Here is a 19,935-nt window from a genome sequence, read left to right on the forward strand (position 1 = left end):
GTGGGTCCGCTGGAAGTCTCTGGAACCATGGCGAGACGGGACAGCAGGCTGCTTTCGGTCAGGCAATCGGGGCTCGTTCGGAGGTGGCTCGGGGACCCGGTGCTGTTGGCGGATCTCTCATGGGGCCAGCTGGACACCAAAGTTCTGCATGTGCGGGCAGGAAACCGCGAGTTCATCGTCAAGGGTGCCGGGGGAGCGAACCACCACATCGGACGCGAGCTCACCGCGCACCGGGGGCACACCGGGAAGCTGATCGCCGCCGGATTGGTCGGGAGACTGCTGCACTGGCGCCGAGAGGCGAGCCTGTTGCTCCTGGAATACCAACCCGGAGCGTTGGTCGAGGGCACCGCAGGCGAGTACTGCGCGGACATCCACGCGCAGGCCGGTGCGGCGCTCTTGCTGCTGCACCGCACCGAGGGGCGCCGGGACACCGAGCACGAGGCCGCCGCCACGGCGCGTGCCCTGCGTTGGCTCGACGCGTCGCATCGGATTGATGCGGCCAGCGAGGCAGCAGCCCGCCAACGGCTTGCCGAACACGGTGCGCACCCTGTCACCGTGGTGCCCACGCACGGAGACTGGCAGCCGCGGAACTGGCTCAGCAACCACGGCACATTGCGCGTGATCGACTTCGGCCGTTTCGGCTTCCGCCCCGCCGCTACCGACCTCTGCCGACTGACCGTGCAGCAGTGGGACACGCATCCGGAACTGGAAGCAGGTTTCCTCACCGGTTACGGGGCCGATCCCGGGATCCGGGATGCTGGGCCGTCGAGCTGCTGCGCGAGGCCATCGGCACCTCGGTGTGGGCACACGCGGTGGGCGATGCGCCTTTCGAAGCGCAGGGCCACCGGATGCTGAAAGAGGCCCTGACACGCTTTTAGCGCGGCAGGGCCTCTGTCAAAAGTACTGGTGTTACGACAGGCCTAGAACGGGAACTTCGCGGTGGCCCGGTCCCAGAGGTTCACCGCTGCGGCGGCCAGCAGCGAGGACCCGAGCATGTGCAGCAAGACCAGGGGGACCGGCAGGCCGGTGAAGTGCTGGACGTAGCCGATGACACCCTGGAGCACCACTACTGCCGCCAGCAGCCATAACGGGGTGCGCAGCTTCGCATCGGTCGTGTGGCGCAGCGCCAACACCAGGGCCACGACGGTGGCAAAAACCAGCAGGTACACCGGAACCACATGGATGCGGGTCACGATGTAGGGATCGAACAGGTGCCGCGGGGCATCGGCGTCCCCGGCGTGCGGGCCGGTGCCCGTGACGATGGTGCCCAGCACCAAGGCCAGCGCCGAGGTGATCAGGATGGTCCAGCCCAGGAAGCGTTGGGTCGCACCGGCCGGTGCGCCCAACGAGTCCTGGCCGCGCAGCAGCGCCCCGGTGCGGTTCACCAGCAGCGCAGCGGCCATGACCAGGGCGGCTGAGACCAGGAAGTGCAGGGAGACGACCCACGGGTTCAAGCGGGTCCACACCGTGATGCCGCCGATCAGTGCCTGCGCCGGAATGACGGCAAGCAGGGCGACCGAGAGCCGGAAGACGGTCTTGTGCTCGGCGCGCATCTTCCAGATGGACACGATCATGGCCACCGCGATGGCTGCCAGGATGAAGGTGAGCAGGCGGTTGCCGAATTCGATCAGCCCATGGATGCCCGCCTCCGCAACAGGGGTCATGGAACCGGGTACGCAGTTCGGCCACTGCGAGCAACCCAGACCCGACTTGGTCAGGCGCACTGCACCACCGGTGATGATGATGCCGATCTGCGAGGCGAGGGAAGCGATGGCCAAGCGGTGGACCGTGGTGTTCACGGCCGTCGGCAACTTGTCCGTCCAGCTGTGGGTGGCGGGGGTGGCGGTGCTCATGGTGTTGTGCTCCAGGATGCTAGTTCCATTTGAACCAGCGGGTTGCGGCGAAACCGGCAATGATTGTCCATGCCAGCAGAATCAGGATCCCGGAGACCGAGGTGCTCCCGGAAATAAGTGCCGACCTGAGGGAATCACCCAAGGCGGCCGAGGGCAGCAGGTCGACGAAGGGCTGCAGGTAGTCCGGCGCTCGGTTGCTCGGGAACAAGATGCCGCCGACGGCCGCCAGCAGCACCCAGGCGAGGTTGGTGATGGCCAAGGTGGCCTCGGGGCGCACGGTGCCCGCCACCAGGAGACCCAGGGCGGTGAATGCCGCCGCCCCCAGGACCAGCAGCGCGATGCCCGCCGGGATTCCTGCCACGGCAGGCCGCCAGCCCATCAGCAGGGAAATCCCGCCGATGACGATGACCTGCAGCACCAACACCGTCAAGACGGCCACGACCTTGCCGTAGATCAGCCCGGCGCGTCCCAGCGGCGTGGTGGACAAGAAGCGCAGGACCCCGTACCGGCGATCGAAGCCCGTGGCGATTCCCTGCCCGGTGAAGGCCGTAGATATCACGCACAGGGCCAGCACGCCGGGGGCCGCGGCATCGATGGGCGATTCGGCCACGTCGTCGAGCAGGCCGGTGAAGACCAGTCCGATCAGGGCCAGCAGCGGCAACACCGCGGCAACGATGAGCTGCTCGCCGTTGCCGAGCATGGCCAGAGTCTCATAGCGGCCCTGCAACATGATGCGTTTGAGTGTTCCGTGCGCATTGGAGGCAACGGGGGCGCTCTGCGTGCTAATTGGCATGGTTACCCTTCTCGGCAATCTCCAGGAACACGTCTTCAAGTGTTCGAGGCTGCATGGTCAGCGCGTGGGGCAGGATGTCTTCGCGGCTCCACCAACCGGTCAGCGCAGCGAGGTCGGCGGCGGTGCGCACACCATCCAAGCGGTAATGCCCGGGTGTCGACTCGGCCAGGTGCAGGTGTTCGGGCAATGCTGGCAGCACCAGCGACGTTGCGGCGTTGAAGGTCACCGCCTGAACCGGTGTCTCGGTCGCTGCGTGTGCGGTCAGTTCGGCGACGGTGCCCTGGGCGATGTTGTGTCCGTCGTTGATGATGTACACGTAATCCGAGAGCCTTTGCGCATCTTCCATCAGATGCGTGGTGAGCACGATGCACAACCCCGCATCACGCAATTCGTTGATCAAATCGAAGACCACCTGGCGCGACTGCGGATCGAGTCCGGCGCTGGGTTCGTCGAGGAAGACGACCTCGGGGTTCCCGGCAAGCGCTGCGGCAAGCGCCACACGCTGCTTCTGACCCCCGGAAAGCCGGCGGATGGAGGTGGTGGCAAATTCGTTGATGCCCAAGCGTTCGATGAGTCCATCGATGTCACCGGGGCGCTGGAAGAAGGAAGCGACGTGCCGTAGTAGTGGAATGGGGCGCATCGAGGGCGGCAGGCCGCCGTCTTGCAGCATGACACCTACACGGGAACGCAGGGCCGGGCTGGCTCCGTAGGGATCCTCACCCAGCAAGCGGACGGTGCCGCCGTTGGCCGGGACCAGGCCCTGGGCGCAGGCCAGCGTCGTGGACTTTCCGGCGCCGTTTGCGCCGAGCAGGGTCGTGACGTTTCCGGGCTCGGCCTTGAGACTGATGCCGTGGAGTACACGCACCATCCGGCCGTCGAGGGCTGGCACGGGGCCGAAATCTTTAAGCAAGTCCTCGATCACGAGGCTTGGAGACACATTGGACACTCAGCTATTCTAGGACACGTAGAACTTGGACAGGCGCTGTTGTGGCGTCGGTCTCCTTTGGCCCGTCCCCCAAAGCCCGCGCGGTTCCACCGGTGGCGAAGTAAGTAATGCCTTACTAGACGCGGCGCGGGGATTAGCGCATGCTTGTGTTGTGTATTCACCGAAACAGACCGTGCAGGCCGGCGACGCGCCAGCACGCAACGCTCCCGCTACAGGGGAAGCCGAGGAACGCACCCGCGACCGGGTTTTACATGCAGTATTGGAAGATGGCCCGGTCAGTGCCGCCGAAATGGGCGAGCGCCTGGGTTTCACCCCTGCAGCTGTCCGTCGCCACCTTGATGCGCTCTCCAAGCAAGGGCTCGTCGAGGTCAAACTCGTGGCCAACCAGCGCAGCGGCGCCGGTCGGCCCTCACGCCGCTACGTGCTTTCGCACCGCGGCCAAACCCGGATGGGCAACGACTACCTTGATATTGCCGCCGATGCGCTGACCGAACTCGGTCGCGCCGCGGGACCCGCCGCCGTCGAAGCCTTCGCCGCCCGGCGATTTGCCGAGATGGAACGGCGCTACCGCCCCTTGATGGATGGCCTCGACGAACTCGAAGAACGGGCCGACGCATTGAGCGAGGCACTCACCGAGGACGGTTTTGTCGGATCCACCCGGAAGGTCGGCGCAGGTTCGCCGACAGCAACCATGGCCAGCGTCCAGCTGTGCCAGGGGCACTGCCCCATCCAAGAATTGGCCAGGGAATTTCCCGTCTTTTGCGAGATGGAAACCCAGACCTTTTCCCGTCTGCTGGGTGTCGATGTGCGAAGGCTCTCGACACTTGCCAGCGGCGGGCATGTGTGTACGACCCACGTCCCCGTGGGTCGGAACCAAACTCCTCAGCCAGCTGAGAAGAGAACTCGAATCAAGATGACGAAGCAAGAGAGGCCGCGATGACGGATCAGATTGCACAGGACTCCACTGACGCCGGTGTGATTACCGAGATTCTGGAGAAGAACCCCGAACTCCAAGGAATCGGTAATTACGAGTACGGCTGGAGCGACAAGAACGATGCCGGTGCCAATGCGCGCCGCGGCATCAACGAGGACGTTGTCCGCAACATCTCTGAGCTCAAGAGTGAGCCGCAGTGGATGCTGGACATGCGTCTGAAGGGCCTGAAGTACTTCGATCGCAAGCCCATGCCAACCTGGGGTGCAGACCTCTCGGGCATCGACTTCGACAACATCAAGTACTTCGTGCGTTCCACCGAGAAGCAGGCCACCAGCTGGGAGGACCTGCCGGACGACATCAAGAACACATACGACAAGCTCGGCATCCCCGAGGCCGAAAAGCAGCGCCTGGTTTCCGGTGTCGCCGCTCAGTACGAGTCCGAGGTCGTCTACCACCAGCTGCGTGAAGACCTTGAGAAGCAGGGTGTCATCTTCCTCGACACGGATACCGCGTTGAAGGAACACGAAGACATCTTCAAGGAGTACTTCGGCACCATCATCCCGGTGGGCGACAACAAGTTCGCCTCACTGAACACCGCGACCTGGTCCGGCGGTTCCTTCGTATACGTCCCCAAGGGCGTCCACGTGGACATCCCGCTGCAGGCTTACTTCCGCATCAACACGGAAAATATGGGCCAGTTCGAGCGCACCCTCATCATTGCCGATGAGGATTCCTACGTGCACTACATCGAGGGTTGCACCGCCCCGATCTACACCTCGGATTCGCTGCACTCGGCAGTTGTGGAAATCATTGTGAAGAAGGGCGCCCGCGTCCGCTACACCACGATCCAGAACTGGTCGAACAACGTGTACAACTTGGTGACCAAGCGCGCCGTCTGTGAAGAGGGCGCCACCATGGAGTGGGTCGATGGCAACATCGGTTCCAAGGTCACCATGAAGTACCCGGCCGTGTACCTGGTCGGCGAGCACGCCAAGGGTGAGACCCTGTCGATCGCTTTCGCCGGTGCCGGACAGCACCAGGACACCGGGTCGAAGATGGTCCACATCGCCCCGAACACCTCCTCGAAGATCGTCTCGAAGTCGGTGGCTCGCAACGGCGGGCGCTCGGCCTACCGTGGCCTGGTCCAGGTCCGCGAAGGCGCCAAGGGTGCACGCAACTCGGTCGAGTGTGACGCGCTGCTGGTTGACCAGATCTCGCGCTCGGACACCTACCCGTACATCGACGTCCGCGAGGACGACGTGACCATGGGCCACGAGGCAACCGTTTCGCGTGTCTCCGAGGAGCAGCTGTTCTACCTGATGAGCCGCGGCATGACCGAAGAAGAAGCCATGGGCATGATCGTGCGCGGCTTCGTCGAGCCGATTGCCCGCGAGCTTCCGATGGAGTACGCCATGGAACTCAACCGCCTCATTGAACTGCAGATGGAAGGATCCGTCGGTTAATCATGACTGATACCGCAACTCACACAACGGGCGAAAAGGCCCGCATCGGTGCCCCGAGCATTTCGGGGTTCACCGAGGAAGGCGAAAACCTTTCGCCAATGAACGAAGCAGCATCACCGATCGGCGGTGCGGCCTCCAAGGCGCACAGCCACGGTGGCGGAGCCGGCATCCCTGATTCCTCGCGTGCTGGTCGTCTGACCAGCTACAACGTCGATGATTTCCCGGTGCTGACCGGTCGTGAAGAGGACTTCCGTTTCACCCCGCTTAAGCGCATGGGTGGCCTGCACAAGAATGAGCTGGTCGGGGTCGCCCCCGAGCTGGTCGTCACTGACGCCAACGTCTCCACCTTGGAAACCGTGGCCATGACCGACGCCCGCGTCGGTTCGGCAGGTACCCCGGAGGACCGCATCTCGGCTAACGCCTGGAAGCATGCAGCCGAGGCCAAGGTCGTCACCATCCCGGCGAACTCCACCGGCGAACAGGTCACCTTGACCTACACCGGCACCTCCACCGAGGCTGCCGCTAGCCACTTGGTCTTGATTGCCGAAGCCAACTCCGAGTCAGTCGTGGTCATTGACCACGTCGGATCCGCGGTGCTGGCCCAGAACATCGAAATCGATGTCCGCGAAGGCGCCAAGCTGACAGTGATCTCGTTGCAGGCCTGGGACGAGCATGCCATCCACGCAGCCTCCCACCTGGCCAAGGTCGGCAAGGCCGCGCACCTGAAGCACATCGCCGTGACCTACGGCGGTGACCTCGTGCGCTTGACTCCCTCGGCTCACTTTGAGGGCGAGGGTGGAGAAGTAGAGCTCTTCGGGCTGTACTTCGCCGATGCCGGACAGCACCTGGAACACCGCTTGTTCGTTGACCACGCCACCGAGAACTGCAAGTCCAACGTCCTGTACAAGGGCGCACTGCAGGGCAAGGACGCGCACACCGTGTGGGTCGGCGACGTGCTGATTCGCAAGGAAGCCAAGGGGACCAACTCCTACGAGGCCAACCGCAACCTGGTACTGACCGAGGGCGCACGCGCCGACTCGGTACCGAACCTGGAGATCGAGACCGGCCTGATCGACGGTGCCGGACACGCATCGACGACCGGACGCTTTGACGATGAGCACCTCTTCTACCTGATGAGCCGCGGCATCGACGAGAAGACCGCACGCCGTCTGGTGGTGCGCGGCTTCCTGAACGAGATCGTCCAGCAGATCCGGGTTCCGGAGATCGAAGAACGCCTGGCCGAGACGATCGAGCGCGAGCTCGCCGCCACGGACAGCTAAGTCTTCCCCCAACAACACAAACTTCGTCGATCAACGTATCGACATCACGGAAAGAGAACGGACTCAAGGCATGTCTACTCTGGAAATTAAGGACCTGCACGTCTCCATCGAGACCGAGCAGGGCGACAAGGAAATCCTCAAGGGTGTTTCCCTCACCATCAAGACCGGTGAAACCCACGCCATTATGGGCCCCAACGGTTCGGGCAAGTCCACCTTGGCCTCGACCATTGCCGGACACCCGCGCTACAAAGTCACCTCCGGCACGATCACCCTTGATGGTGAAGACGTGCTGGCGATGAGTGTTGACGAGCGTGCCCGCGCAGGCCTGTTCTTGGCCATGCAGTACCCGGTCGAGGTGCCGGGTGTTTCGATGACCAACTTCTTGCGTACCGCCAAGACGGCCATCGATGGCACCGCTCCGAAGCTGCGCACCTGGACCAAGGACGTCAAGACGGCCATGGAAGCCCTCAAGATCGATGCCGAGTTCGCCTCGCGCAACGTCAACGAGGGCTTCTCCGGCGGCGAGAAGAAGCGCGTGGAGATCCTGCAGCTGGAACTCTTCAAGCCGAAGTTCGCCATCTTGGACGAGACCGACTCGGGTTTGGACGTCGATGCACTGAAGGTCGTCTCCGAGGGTGTTAACCGCGCTCAGGACGAAAACGAGATGGGCACCTTGCTCATCACGCACTACACCCGCATCCTGCGCTACATCAAGCCCGACTTCGTGCACGTCTTCGTTGACGGCAAGATCGCCGAACAGGGTGGCGCGGAGCTTGCAGACCGCCTTGAAGACGAGGGCTACGACCGCTTCCAGAACGTACCGGCCTAGTCATGAGCGTATCCAACGAAACGGCAAGCGGATCGGCCGAGACCGCACTTGAGGACGTCGAAGAGGCGCTCAAGGATGTCATTGACCCCGAGCTGGGTGTCAACATCGTCGACCTGGGGCTGCTCTACGGGCTCAAGTACGCCGACGATGGCGCACTGCTGATCGATATGACCCTGACCACCGCGGCCTGCCCGCTCACCGATGTTATCGAGGAGCAGGTCGGACAGGCCATGGAATCAGTTGTTGATTCCTACCGGTTGAACTGGGTCTGGATGCCGCCATGGGGTCCGGAACGGATCACCGACGACGGTCGCGACCAGATGCGGGCCTTGGGCTTCAACATCTAGTTCGTACGGACAGTAAAAAGCGAGGTGCGATTTCTCCTTGGTCGGGGAGATCGCGCCTCGCTTTTTCGTGTTCGGCGGTTCACGCGCCGGGCTTGTCCAGGTTTCCTGCCGAGAGCGTATCGCAGGTGTTGATGTCCCCGGTGGAGTAGCCCTGCATAAACCAGGCCTGGCGTTGGGCCGAGGACCCATGAGTCCAGCCCTCGGGATTCACCTGCCCGGTGGCAGCTTCCTGGATCCTGTCGTCGCCCACCGCGGAGGCTGCCGAAAGTGCCGAGGCCAGATCCCTCTTGCTGAACGGTTCCATGAACGTGGTGCCGGAGGCGTCCTTGGTGTTGGCTGCATGCGCCGCCCACATGCCCGCAAAGCAGTCGGCCTGCAGTTCCACACGCACCGAACCGGAGGTGGCCCCGGTGCCGCCCTGCTGGGAGGCCGACAGGGTGCCGATGGTGTTCTGGATATGGTGCCCGTACTCGTGGGCGACGACGTACTCTTCGGCCAGCGCCCCGCCGTCGGCCCCGTAATTGGTATGCAGGTCGGCGAAGAATCCGGTGTCAAAGTAGGCGACCTGGTCCGCGGGGCAGTAGAACGGCCCCACCGCGCTGGAAGCCGCGCCACAGGCGGTGTCGACCTGTCCGCCGAAGATCTCCACCCCGGGCTTTTGGACCGCGACATCGTACTGGGGCAGGTAGTCGAGCCAGAAGCCGTCCAGCGATTCGGTGGTGGCCAGGATCCGACAGTCGGTGCGCTCATTGGCATCGGATCCGGTCTTGCACTCGCTGATGGCCGGTGCCGCACCATCCCCGGGCCCCTGTTCGACGCCCGGCTGCGAGCCGAGGCCCAGCCCGGAGAGCATCTCGGGGTTGATGCCTAGGACGGCGGCCAATAGCACCACGATGATCCCGCCGCCACCGGCGGCGATCTTGCCGCCGCGGCCGCGGCCACGGGAATCCCGGATGCGTGAGGAATCAAGTTTTGCGTCGTCGTTGAAGCTCATGATTCATACAATACGACGGTCTAGCGGTTTTTGGCGGCAGCTTGCGCCCCGCCGCAGAAAATTTCAGCTGCGTTCCATGATGCCGCGAGCCGCCAGCGCGTCGGAGGTCCGCTGGGCGTAGGCCACGGTGTTGATTACTACCGGGGCCGCCAGGGTGGCGGGATTGCGTTGGATCCCGCGGGCCTTGGCCGCATCGGAGACCTCTTGTACCGAGGTTGCGATCGCCGGGATGCTGCGCAACATCAGCGCCACGGCCAGGGCGATGGTCGCCGGATTGCCGCCCACCAGACGCACCGGCGACGCGGCGCGCTCCAGCCCGTCCAGCAGCGCGGCCTGGGTGGTGGTCAGCAGCACCAGCCGCCCGCATTGGACCGCCGCCAGCATGCCGCTGACCAGGGTCACGGCGAACAGTGGGGTGTTCAGGATCGACTGGTATATCCCCAGGATCACGAAGACCCACCACAAATGACGTAGCGGTGCCGCCCAGGCGCGCAGCACCCGCGGACCGGCCAGCGCAAACAGCCCCACGCTCAGGGCCAAGGCTCCCAGACCGACCGCGGGGATGCGCCACAGCAGCACCGCGGCGCCGACCAGCAGCACGATCAGGTACTTGAGGGCTAATGGCGTGCGGTGCACCACGCTGTTTCCAGACAGGTAGTGGCCCAACAGCATCTGGTGCGAGGCGCTCATGCCGTAACGCTCCCGTATTTGACCAGCCGGCGGTAAGCGGCAACGGCCTCGGCAGCCGGCCCGTCGAAAACAATGTGGCCACCGGAGACCAGCAGCGCACGGTCGGCGCGTGCGGCGAAGTCCAGATCGTGCGTGGCGTAGATGACCTGCTGGTCCAGGGCATCGAGCGTGTCTTGCAGCAGTTCGTTGTTGGCCAGATCCAGCAGTGTGGTGGGTTCATCGGCGACGAGGATGTCTTGACCGGCGGCCAGCACGCTGCACAGTGCCACCAACTGCCGTTCACCTCCGGAGAGATCGTAGATGCTGCGCTCCGCTAGGTGTTCCAGGCCAAGCCGAGCCAAGGCTGCAAGCGCCGCGGCTGAGCGTGCGTCGCGGTTCTTGTGGCTGGTCTTCAAGGACAGTTCGATGTCCTCGCAGACCACCGGCATCACCAGTTGGGAGAGCGGGTCGGTGAACAGGAAGCCGACGCGACTGCGGACCTCTTTGGCTTGGCGCGCGGTGTCGAATCCGTGCACCTGAACGGTGCCCGTCGAGGGCGAGACCAGCCCGTTGATCATACGCAGCAGTGTCGATTTGCCCGAGCCGTTGGCGCCGATCACGGCGATACGTCTCTCGCCGAGGGCTAGGGTACAGGGGGCCAGGACGGTACGAGGTTCCTGCTCGGGGGTTTCGGCGGGCAGAACCAGCCCGGCGCTATTGAATCGGATCACGCTTAACGGTATTCCCTGCTGCTGGTGTGGAGCGAATGACTGGGGGAATCGGCCGCGACTCAGCCTTGAAAACGGCGGCGGGCGAAACCGGGGAAGGCTTTGAAAACGCTGACGGCGATGGCGGCAGCCAGCAAGTTTTTCACCACGTCGCCGGGCCAGTAGGCCATGTCCAGGATGAAAGCCTGACTCAGCGGGATCTGGGCGTTCAAGCTCATACCCAGGATGCCCAGCGGGTGGGTCACGAAGATCGAGCCGGCCATGGCGGCCAAGAACAGCCAGAGGAAGCGGCGGCGTCGTGCCACTTTGCGCAGTACCAGAGTGGCCAAAGCGCCGGTGAGCAGTGCAGCGATGGGGAAGGCCAACAGGTAGCCGGCGCTGGGGGCGGCGAGCGAACCCAGCCCGCCGGAGAACTTGGCGAAAATCGGTACACCGGCCAATCCGACCAGCACGTATAGGCCCACAGCGGAGCCGCCGCGCAACGAACCCAGGGTGAGCGCGGCGATTCCGATCCCCATGGTCTGCAAGGTGATGGGGACACCCAATGCACCTACCGGGACCGCCGGGACCAGGGTCAGTACTGCGATAAGTGCGGCGAAGACGGAGACCAAGGCGAGGTCGCGGGCGCCGATCTTGGTGGGGGTGTGTCCCTCGAGATGATGGCTGGTGGTGCTCATGGCTTGGTGTTCCTGTCGGTTCGTCTATGGTGCGGGCGGCGCCGTTAAATGGTCGGGCAGATGCGCTACCGAAAACAATACTTGAACGCCGTTCAAAAGTCTTGATCACTGTTCAATAAGTGACTTTTGCCACATGCGGGTGCAGCCTTGGCGCACCCGAGGGCTCATTGCAACATCGAGGTCAGTCGCGCCAAATTATCCAGCGCACGCTCGCGCAGCGGGCGGGCCAGCCACTGGTCAAGCTTTAGCTCGCGCGAGTTTCCACGGTACAGGTCCTCGACCGCCAACAGATCCGCAAGCAGTGCCGGGCCGTGCAGCAGCACCGAGATCTCCATGTTCAAGGAGAACGAACGCATGTCCATGTTCGAGGAACCAATGACGGCAACCTCATTGTCGATGGAGAAATGCTTGGCGTGAAGCACCCGCGGAGCCCGATACAGGTAGATCCGCACCCCGGCCCGCAACAGGACCTCGTAGTAGGAGCGCTGCGCGTGGTGGACCATGGCCTGGTCTCCGATTTCCGAGACGAATAGCTCCACCGGGACCCCGCGTGCGGCGGTGGTGAGGATTGCCAGCAGGATCGATTCATCGGGCACGAAGTAGGGGCTGGTGATCGAGACCCGCGTGGTGGCCTGGTGGATCATCATGGTGAAGAGCTTGAGGCTGTTGTCGTTCTCGAAGCTTGGCCCGCTGGGCAGCACCTGCGCGTCGATGTCCCCGTTGACGGCCTCCAGCTCGATGGGGGAGGTGTCCAGGGCCAACCGTTCACCCGTTTCGCTGTACCAATCGGTGATGAATACCGCGTCGAGTTCGCGCACTGCCGGGCCTTGGACGCGGATCATCAGTTCGTGCCACGACAGGCCCCGCTTGATGTTCTTGGCCTTGTGATAGCGCGGTTCGATGAGATTCATCGAACCGGTGAAGCCCACCGAGGAGTCGATGATCAGCAGCTTGCGGTGGTTGCGCAGATCGGGGCGCTGCCATTGTCCGCGCCAGGGCCGCAGCGGGAGCATATGGTGAAGATGCGCCCCGATCGATTCCAGGAACGCTGCGGTCTCGCGGCGCCGCGGGTACATCTGCGCCGCAACATGGTCCAGCAGCACCCGGACGTTGACTCCGCGAGCGGTGGCCCTGGCGAGGGCTTGGAAGAATGGTTCGGTGGCCTGATCGAGCACCCCGATGTAGAACTGCACGTGCACCCTGTGTTGTGCAGCATCGATGGCGTCTGCCATTTGCGCGATCGTTCCCAGATAGTCGTCGTTGAGCGTGATGTCGTTCCCGCCGACCATGGGTAGCGCCCCGAGGTTCCTGTTCAATTCGGTGGCCGGGCCCAGCCAACGTGGCCAGTCCGGTTCGTGGCTGGTGCGCCAGGGGCCGGCCGTGCGCTCGAGCATCAGCGTGTTGACCTCGCGTTGCTTGGCGCGGCGGTGTGCGGGAAGGCGGCCGAAGCCGATCAGCAGGAAGGTCAAGGCACCCAGGAACGGGATGAATACGATGGCCATGACCCAGGCGATGGCCTCGGCGGGCTTGCGATTGCGCGAGACCAGGATCGTGGCCAGCAGTCCAAGGGCCACATGCCCGGCGCCCAAGGCCAGAGCCCACCAGTCGAAATCGCTCATGCTCTCAGTCCCTCGCGGCTCATCGCGCGGCCTGCGCCGGGACAACGACCTTCTTGAGGATCAGCAGGATCGCCGCCGAGGTCGGGCAGGCCACCAGCGCGCCGAGCAGACCGGCCAGGGTGCCGCCTGCAAGCGCCCCGATCAACACCATCGAGGCGGGGATGCGGATGGCCTTGCCGACCACTTTCGGAGTGAGCACGTAGGCCTCGATCTGCATGTAGGCGACCATGACCACGAGCACTACCAGCGCGGTGCCGGGGGAGTGGAAGAGCGCCACGACGGTGACGATGCTGGTGCTGATGACCGACCCGATCAGCGGGATCATGGTGAGCGGCAGGGCCAGGACTCCAAGTACCGCGGCGAAGGGTACCTGCAGCACGGTCAGGAGGATGAAGGTGAAGGTCGCGTTGATGGCTGCAAGGATGGCCATTCCGCTGAGGTAGCTGCCGACCGAGGCTGCGATCTCCTCGCCCAGCTCGCGCACCCGCACCCGTTTCGAGGCCGGGACCAGATCGTAGAAGCCGTTTTTCATCGATTCCAGACCAATGACAAAGTACATGGTCAGCATCGTCACGAAGAGCACCGCAAAGACGCCGTTGGCGAACCCGAAGCCGGCCTTTAAGGCACCGTTGCCCACGGTGAGCCACACCGACGGGTCAGCAACGGTGCGCTGCAGCCATTCAAGGCCCGGCACCAGGGCGCCGCCTAGGGTTTCATTGAGTTCGCTGAACCACACCTGGGATTCGATTCCTTCAAGGCTTGAGGGAAGCGATATCAACAGCTTTCGGCCTTCGGTGACCAACAGCGGAATGACCAGGGCCAGCACCAGTGCGGAGAAGACCAGAAGTGCGGCAATGACGCACAGTACCGCCTTGACCCGGCTAAGTCCCAGGCGTTCGAGCCTGCTGACCACCGGATCCAGTCCCAGCGCCACAAATAGCGCCACGAACACCAGCGTCAGCACGTAGGTCAACGAAACGACTGCCGCACCCAGCCCGAGCGCGACCAGCACCCCGAGCGTTACAACAAACCCTGACCTGAACGTTGGTTTCATGAAGTACGCACCTTTTCTCCGCTGCCGCTTGTAGAAGATCATGCCATCACACCGTCCATGGAGCGCCCTAGACGCGAAGAGGAGGCAGAATGGAACCCATGGACATGGGTGAGACGGCCGCGCAGGACCTGAGCGTGGGACAGGTCGCTGCCAGATCGGGCGTTGCCGTCTCGGCGCTGCACTACTACGAGCGTGAGGGGCTGATTTCCTCGTGGCGCACCTCTGGCAATCAGCGTCGCTTTGATCGCAGCGTGCTGCGGCGCGTGGCTGTGATCAGGGCGGCCCAGCGCGCCGGAATCCCCTTGGCCTCCATCGCGGAGATCTTTGCCGGGTTACCCGACGACCAGACCCCGCTCAAGGAAGACTGGCAGGCTGTTTCCGCAGCCTGGCGCGATGACCTGCAGGAGCGGATCCACCAGCTGCAATCACTACGTGACGGGCTCGGCGGCTGCATTGGTTGCGGCTGCCTCTCCTTGGCCGAATGCGGGTTTGTTAACCCCAATGACCAGCTGGCCGACGAACGTGGAGGGGCAAAGCTGTTTCGCGATAGCCTGTGATTTGACCTCAACCAAGGTTGAGGTTCTAGCGTTGGGGTAGCAGATAAGGATAATTCCGGGCCCAGGGGCCACGGATCCTGATGAGAGGAACTTCCACCAGCCGTGCACACCCAACTTCCGCCAGCAGTCATCACGGAGCAGTTCCGTGCCGCCTTCGGCAACCACCCCGCCGGAGTGGCCGTCGTAACGGCTTCCGGCGCACGCGGACCGGTAGGCATCACCGCTTCGTCGTTGATTTCGGTTTCGGCGGACCCGGCGTATCTAGCTTTCAACATTGCTAGGAGTTCCGGGGCCGCCCGGGCAATCCTGGAGGCGGAAACTGTCGTGGTGCACCTGCTTACGGCAGGCAACGCAGACATTGCCGCGTTGTTTGCTGGTCCCGGAGAAAATCGCTTCACCAACGTGCCGCACTGGGAGGCCTTGCCCGGCGGAGAACCCCTGATCCATGGATTGGGTGCCGCCATGCGTTGCTCGATCGAGTCCCGGGTCCCGGCGGGGCCGGCAACAGTCGTCGTAGCAGAAGTCCTCGAGATCTTCGAGGGCCAAGCAAGTGCCGCGCCACTGGTCTACCACCGGCGCGGCTACCACAGCATTGGTGAGCACACGCGACTCACCGATTGACCGGACTCCCGGAGGAACCGGGCGCTGGATCCCATAAAACACGAGAATGAGGAGTCAATTTTGGCTATTTATACCTTGCCTGAGCTGCAGTACGATTACGCGGCGTTGGAGCCGAACATTTCGGCGCGGATCATGGAGTTGCACCACTCCAAGCACCATGCCGCGTATGTTGCCGGCGCGAATTCGGCGTGGGAGCAGTTGGCGGAGGCCCGCGAGAAGGGCGAATTCGGCAATGTGCCGAAGCTTTCCAAGGATCTGGCGTTCCACTTGGGTGGTCACACCAACCACTCGATCTTCTGGAACAACCTGTCCCCGGAAGGTGGAGACAAGCCAGAGGGTGAATTGGCTGCCGCGATTGATGATGCGTTTGGTTCGTTTGACGCTTTCCGTGCGCACTTCACTGCTGCGGCGATGAGCTTGCAGGGTTCGGGTTGGGCATTGCTGGGCTTTGAGGGCCTGGGTTCCCAGTTGGTCATCGAGCAGCTTTACGATCAGCAGGGCAACGTGCCGGTGGCAACGACTCCGTTGTTGATGCTGGACATGTGGGAGCACGCTTTCTACCTGGATTACGTGAATGTTAAGGCCGATTACGTGAAGGCTTTTTGGAACATCGTGAACTGGGCTGATGTGTCGGCTCGCTTCGAGGCTGCCCGTGCTGGTGCGGCGCAGTTGATCGTCCCGGGCAAGTAACACACCCGAGCTCAACGCAAGGGGCGGGCCTTGCTTCGGTTTTTAGTCCGAGGCGAGGTCCGCCCCCTGTGCGTTTGTCCCTCGGGCAGGCTGGCCGATCAGAAGCGGGAGGAGGAACCCGAACCGGAGAAGCTCCCGCCACTGGAACCGTATCCAGTGCTGCCGCCCGTCGACGAGCTCGCGCTACGGCTTTCCTGGACGCTTGAACGTCCTGAACGGTAGCCGACGCTGAAGCCCACGACCGACCAGAACCTGTTGGAAGGGTAGACGGTGCCAAGGATGCTGTGGTTCGAGGAATGGCTCGTGCCGCTGGCCTCGGGGGTACGCATGGCGGCGCGCATCATCTTCTCTTCTTCCTTGTCCTTGGCAAACTTCGCGATCACTGCCTCGGAGTACTCCTTGAGCACCTCGGTCAACTCCTCGCGAGCCGCAGCAATCTTGTCGAGCCCGTCCTCGGGGGAAAGCTGCCGGGATTGCAGGGCCGCACCCCACTTTTCCACCTCGTCAGCGGTCATGGTCTTGAAGCGCGTGAGCGCAATGGCTGCCGGGGCATCGGGAACGGCATGTTTGCCGGTGACCAGCGGGTCGATTTCGGCGAGGTCCTCACGCAGCGGAGCCAGCTGCCGCTCCCATGCCGCGGCCCACCCCGATCCCATGTTCAACAGCATGTTGGTATCTGCGATCACGTCATCGAGCCGGTCCAGCTCCGTGGCCTTGCCCGCGTACTTCTCCATGAACAAGGCTGTTTCCTTGCGCTGGTGCAACTTCGTATCCATATCATTTGCCTTGTTGCCCTGTTCGGCCAGGTCGTTGTAGGCGGCCATGAATCCGCGGTATTTCTCTAGCACGAGGCTGCCATAACGCGAATCGCCGTTGATGGTCTTCGCATTCAGCTCGGTGGCTTCGAGATCCAGGCTGACGTTCGAGTAGCTGGCGTTGCCAATCTCCAGCGCCTTTTCGGAACGGGTCCGGTAGGTCTTGCGCACATACAACGTGCTGCCGACGCTGATCCCGCCGACCACCAGGATTCCGCCGCTCCACGCATAAAGCTTCGGGGACTTGTACCAGGGACGGTTCATCAACTGTGCTGCCCGCTCGACGCCGGCGATGCTTCCGTCAGTCCATTGGGCTTCTTTGAACAGATCCTTGGTGGCGTTCTGGATGTCATCTCGTTGGCCGGGAGAAACCTTTCGATCCTCTCCGAAATATGTCCCGACCTGTCGGCCTGCGGGGTCCAGCGCAAAGACGAATAGCGAGTCGGCCCACTTTTGCCTGTCGCTGCTTAACCATTCGGGATGCTTTTCGCGCGCAAAACGCAGCACTTCCTCATTGAGGTTGTCGCTTTCGTTCCCCGCCCGCGTGTAGATGGCGACCTTGGTCGGCTCGTTGAACTTGATCTTTTCGATGGCCGGGAGCAGGGTGTTCGCATCAAGGGTGCCGGCCGTGTCCTCGATGACAATGTCGGTTGCTTGGGAGGCACTTGCCGCGGGAGCGCCGCCGATCAAAAACAGTGCGCCCAGGGCAAGGATGGAGAGAAGCTTTCGCATGAATATTGCCGTTCGTCGATTGCAGTCTTCTTTAGAACCCTAGCTGGATTAGACCAATCGATCGATTCCGGGTTGCTGGGCCAGGTCTACTTACCCAAAAAGAACAGTAAAGTTCTGAGAGAGTCGGCGAGAACTGGAGCTTGTTCAGCGACGAGAAGAAGCCCCAATACGATCATGATCAGCCCGCTGAACAAGGTAATGAACCGTGCCGCTGTTGGACGCTGGCGCAGCAACACCCGCGCACCCAATGCCACGCCCGAGTAGATGAAAATGGACAGGATCATGTGGCTGATGCCCAGCAAAGCCGTCTGTACCGGCACTGGGAACGCAGCATCTGCATGAATGAACTGTGGGATCAGTGCCAAGTAGAGCAGCAATGCCTTGGGGTTGGTCCCACTGGTACCCAGACCGCGAAGAAACGCGGGCCCGAAGAAGCGCTCCTTCGTCGCTGCGGGCGCAGCGGACCGTACGATCGTGCGAACTGCCGTGTCTACGCCACCGTGTTCGCCTGTGTAGGAGCCTTGCGTCGGTGTTTCACTTTGTACCGCCGACAGCATGCCTGAGTCGGCGCTGAATCCTGCGCCGCGCCAGGACCGTGCCGTGCTGATACCCAACCAGAGCAGGTAAGCCGCACCTGCCAGCGTGATCCAGGACAGCAACCGGGGGTTGCTCGCCACCAGGGTGGCCATGCCGGCGACGATGAGGGTTGTATGGAAAATGTATCCACTGCACAATCCAGCAACGGCGGAAGTGACCTTGTGCCGCCCAAGGCCAGCAGAAATCGCATAGGCCCAGTCGGCGCCGGGAGTCATGGCGAGAGCGAACGACACCCCAAGAAATCCAAGAATGGTTGCGATGTCCATGAGTGATCTCTTTCCCCGTGTTGTTGGTATGCGCAAGTTTATGAACAAATCGTCGAGAGGTGCTTGCGTGTTCCGGCGAGAATCATAGGATTGACGCAAGTTTTAGTTTGTTATTATGAAGTTTGAGCTAGATTCTCGCTGAGTGTGGTTCTAGTGCGGTGGAAAATTGCTGAAAGAGGACCGAACATGGATGGAATTGACCGTGCAATGCTCCGCCGGTTGCAGGATGACGGACGAATGACGGCCACGGCGTTGGCCCATGATGTGGGCCTCACCTTGGCGCCCTGCCACCGGCGGCTACGCGAAATGGAAAGCAACGGCGTAATTCGTGGCTACCGCGTGGAGGTCGATCCTGCCAAGGTAGGGCTTGGCTTCGAGGCGCTGGTGTTCGTGACCCTTAAGGATCGCTCAAATCTGAAGGGTTTTGAACAAGAGGTTGCCGGGATCGGACAAGTCATAGATGCCCAGCGACTTTTTGGGGAACCGGATTTCTTGTTGAGGGTCATGGCCGAGGATCTGCCCGCTTATCAACGCTTCTATGATGATGTTCTGGTGGGCCTGCCCGGGGTCGAAAAACTCACCAGCACCATCGTCATGAAGCACGTGAAGACCGGCGGGCGCCTGCCGCTGTAGCCAACCGGCGGACGGGCGTCGTTAGCCCTTGCGGATCCGGTCTAGCCGCGTGATGCTTGGGAAGCCGAGCCAACTTGATGTCTCGGGCACCAACTGGAGATGAGGTCCACTCAAATGAACGTACGCACAACTGTGCTAACCCCCGGCGTCCGAAGATGAACAGTGTTCTCGTGGTGTTGCGCGGAGGGCCGTTCGACGGCCGACAACTGACCGTCACTGACTGGCCGGAACCGGTCATGGTGGAGTCGCTGCCTCAGGAGCTTCCATACGAAGGACGCGTACGGGCACGGTACCTAGCTAAGGAGCCTGCCGGAACGGTGGAGGGTCCACGGGAAATGATTTGGGACGAGGCCAAACGTGTCGGAGGGATCCATCATGCGTAGTTTTCTGCGGATTCTCCGCAGACGGCGAGCTTTCGGGTCAATTACCTTGTCCGGGCTTCGTCCACTTCATCAGCTTGCAGGCATATGAAAAGCGGCATCCAGCAGGGAGTCCCTGTTGGATGCCGCTTTTGTCTCTGTGCCCCCGACGCGACTCGAACGCGTGACCTAGAGATTAGAAGGCTCTTGCTCTATCCATCTGAGCTACGGAGGCAAGCACAAGAATCATAGCTCAAACTTACGGTGCCCTCATATTTCACCCATGGCGATACAGGGTCGTCTGAGCGTTTTTAATCGTGAGAAACAATAACTACGGCGGTATGATGAACGTGTCAATCATCTAGGTTTGCCGTTGAGCTATCCAACCGAAAACCGCTTCTCCAATGTCGAAAGGGAGCCGTGCCAAGTAGGACCCCAGCACCCATCAATATGACATCGACGCGGTCCAACGGAGCATG

General features: G+C 62.4%; 21 protein-coding genes and 1 tRNA gene. 10 read left to right on the top strand and 12 right to left on the bottom strand.

The features are described from left to right. Positions 1–27 precede the first annotated feature (27 nt). On the top strand, positions 28–855 hold the full coding sequence (locus ADIAG_RS17465; RefSeq protein ID WP_235045954.1) for a phosphotransferase: 828 nt from the start codon (positions 28–30) through the stop codon (positions 853–855). A 65-nt stretch (positions 856–920) separates the two neighbouring features. Here ADIAG_RS17465 and ADIAG_RS17470 read toward each other — a convergent pair whose 3' ends face one another. The 3 genes from ADIAG_RS17470 to ADIAG_RS17480 are packed head-to-tail and all read right to left on the bottom strand — an operon-like array spanning position 921 to position 3,583. Further along, positions 921–1,853 (bottom strand): COX15/CtaA family protein, encoded by a 933-nt coding sequence (locus ADIAG_RS17470; RefSeq protein ID WP_007272758.1) that lies wholly within the window; start codon positions 1,851–1,853, stop codon positions 921–923. A gap of 19 nt (positions 1,854–1,872) precedes the next feature. Beyond that, the gene (locus tag ADIAG_RS17475; protein WP_007272759.1) at positions 1,873–2,646 is read right to left on the bottom strand and encodes an ABC transporter permease; all 774 of its coding nucleotides are present in this window, start codon (positions 2,644–2,646) and stop codon (positions 1,873–1,875) included. Beyond that, the gene (locus ADIAG_RS17480; RefSeq protein WP_007272760.1) at positions 2,636–3,583 is read right to left on the bottom strand and encodes an ABC transporter ATP-binding protein; all 948 of its coding nucleotides are present in this window, start codon (positions 3,581–3,583) and stop codon (positions 2,636–2,638) included. The genes ADIAG_RS17475 and ADIAG_RS17480 overlap by 11 nt, the downstream gene beginning before the upstream one ends. 160 nt (positions 3,584–3,743) lie before the next feature. Here ADIAG_RS17480 and ADIAG_RS17485 point away from each other — a divergent pair, with 160 nt between their 5' ends. From ADIAG_RS17485 to ADIAG_RS17505, 5 genes are all read left to right on the top strand, one after another. After that, a complete protein-coding gene (locus ADIAG_RS17485) occupies positions 3,744–4,532 on the top strand; it encodes a helix-turn-helix transcriptional regulator (protein ID WP_397387428.1) in 789 nt (262 codons plus the stop codon). Beyond that, positions 4,529–5,989 (top strand): Fe-S cluster assembly protein SufB, encoded by a 1,461-nt coding sequence (gene sufB / locus ADIAG_RS17490; protein ID WP_007272762.1) that lies wholly within the window; start codon positions 4,529–4,531, stop codon positions 5,987–5,989. Before ADIAG_RS17485 ends, sufB begins: the two co-directional genes overlap by 4 nt. Positions 5,990–5,991: 2 nt before the next feature. Further along, on the top strand, positions 5,992–7,269 hold the full coding sequence (gene sufD, locus ADIAG_RS17495; protein ID WP_007272763.1) for a Fe-S cluster assembly protein SufD: 1,278 nt from the start codon (positions 5,992–5,994) through the stop codon (positions 7,267–7,269). A 70-nt stretch (positions 7,270–7,339) separates the two neighbouring features. Then, positions 7,340–8,098, top strand: a complete 759-nt coding sequence (sufC, locus tag ADIAG_RS17500) for a Fe-S cluster assembly ATPase SufC (RefSeq protein WP_007272764.1) — start codon at positions 7,340–7,342, stop codon at positions 8,096–8,098. Positions 8,099–8,100: 2 nt separating this feature from the next. Continuing rightward, positions 8,101–8,445, top strand: a complete 345-nt coding sequence (locus ADIAG_RS17505) for a metal-sulfur cluster assembly factor (protein ID WP_007272765.1) — start codon at positions 8,101–8,103, stop codon at positions 8,443–8,445. A 79-nt stretch (positions 8,446–8,524) separates the two neighbouring features. Here ADIAG_RS17505 and ypfJ read toward each other — a convergent pair whose 3' ends face one another. The 6 genes from ypfJ to ADIAG_RS17535 form a co-directional block, all read right to left on the bottom strand. Then, a complete protein-coding gene (ypfJ, locus tag ADIAG_RS17510) occupies positions 8,525–9,439 on the bottom strand; it encodes a KPN_02809 family neutral zinc metallopeptidase (RefSeq protein ID WP_007272766.1) in 915 nt (304 codons plus the stop codon). Between the two features lie 63 nt (positions 9,440–9,502). Continuing rightward, positions 9,503–10,129 (bottom strand): energy-coupling factor transporter transmembrane component T family protein, encoded by a 627-nt coding sequence (locus tag ADIAG_RS17515; protein WP_007272767.1) that lies wholly within the window; start codon positions 10,127–10,129, stop codon positions 9,503–9,505. Next, positions 10,126–10,839, bottom strand: coding sequence for an energy-coupling factor ABC transporter ATP-binding protein (locus ADIAG_RS17520; RefSeq protein ID WP_007272768.1), 714 nt, complete (start codon positions 10,837–10,839; stop codon positions 10,126–10,128). The genes ADIAG_RS17515 and ADIAG_RS17520 overlap by 4 nt, the downstream gene beginning before the upstream one ends. Positions 10,840–10,898: 59 nt before the next feature. Next, positions 10,899–11,513, bottom strand: coding sequence for a biotin transporter BioY (locus ADIAG_RS17525; RefSeq protein WP_007272769.1), 615 nt, complete (start codon positions 11,511–11,513; stop codon positions 10,899–10,901). Between the two features lie 164 nt (positions 11,514–11,677). Beyond that, positions 11,678–13,132: a phospholipase D-like domain-containing protein gene (locus tag ADIAG_RS17530; RefSeq protein WP_007272770.1), complete on the bottom strand. Its 1,455-nt coding sequence runs from the start codon at positions 13,130–13,132 to the stop codon at positions 11,678–11,680. 19 nt (positions 13,133–13,151) lie between these two features. After that, positions 13,152–14,186 (bottom strand): AI-2E family transporter, encoded by a 1,035-nt coding sequence (locus ADIAG_RS17535; protein ID WP_043475834.1) that lies wholly within the window; start codon positions 14,184–14,186, stop codon positions 13,152–13,154. 89 nt (positions 14,187–14,275) lie between these two features. Between ADIAG_RS17535 and soxR the strand changes: the two genes are divergently transcribed. The 3 genes from soxR (at position 14,276) to ADIAG_RS17550 (ending at position 16,054) form a co-directional block, all read left to right on the top strand. Then, entirely contained in the window at positions 14,276–14,743 is a 468-nt protein-coding gene (gene soxR / locus ADIAG_RS17540) for a redox-sensitive transcriptional activator SoxR (RefSeq protein WP_007272772.1), read from the top strand. A gap of 102 nt (positions 14,744–14,845) precedes the next feature. Beyond that, positions 14,846–15,364, top strand: a complete 519-nt coding sequence (locus tag ADIAG_RS17545) for a flavin reductase family protein (RefSeq protein WP_007272773.1) — start codon at positions 14,846–14,848, stop codon at positions 15,362–15,364. Between the two features lie 60 nt (positions 15,365–15,424). Then, positions 15,425–16,054: a superoxide dismutase gene (locus tag ADIAG_RS17550; protein ID WP_007272774.1), complete on the top strand. Its 630-nt coding sequence runs from the start codon at positions 15,425–15,427 to the stop codon at positions 16,052–16,054. 98 nt (positions 16,055–16,152) lie between these two features. Here ADIAG_RS17550 and ADIAG_RS17555 read toward each other — a convergent pair whose 3' ends face one another. Both ADIAG_RS17555 and ADIAG_RS17560 read right to left on the bottom strand, forming a co-directional pair. Next, on the bottom strand, positions 16,153–17,601 hold the full coding sequence (locus ADIAG_RS17555; RefSeq protein ID WP_007272775.1) for a DUF5129 domain-containing protein: 1,449 nt from the start codon (positions 17,599–17,601) through the stop codon (positions 16,153–16,155). Between the two features lie 86 nt (positions 17,602–17,687). Further along, positions 17,688–18,464, bottom strand: coding sequence for a LysE family translocator (locus ADIAG_RS17560; RefSeq protein ID WP_007272776.1), 777 nt, complete (start codon positions 18,462–18,464; stop codon positions 17,688–17,690). Between the two features lie 186 nt (positions 18,465–18,650). Here ADIAG_RS17560 and ADIAG_RS17565 point away from each other — a divergent pair, with 186 nt between their 5' ends. Further along, positions 18,651–19,097: an Lrp/AsnC family transcriptional regulator gene (locus ADIAG_RS17565; protein ID WP_083874242.1), complete on the top strand. Its 447-nt coding sequence runs from the start codon at positions 18,651–18,653 to the stop codon at positions 19,095–19,097. 520 nt (positions 19,098–19,617) lie between these two features. Here ADIAG_RS17565 and ADIAG_RS17570 read toward each other — a convergent pair. Then, positions 19,618–19,691: transfer RNA gene (locus ADIAG_RS17570), tRNA-Arg, on the bottom strand. Positions 19,692–19,935: the final 244 nt, after the last annotated feature.

The sequence above is a fragment of the Paeniglutamicibacter gangotriensis Lz1y genome, assembly GCF_000348945.1.
Classification (GTDB): domain Bacteria; phylum Actinomycetota; class Actinomycetes; order Actinomycetales; family Micrococcaceae; genus Paeniglutamicibacter; species Paeniglutamicibacter gangotriensis.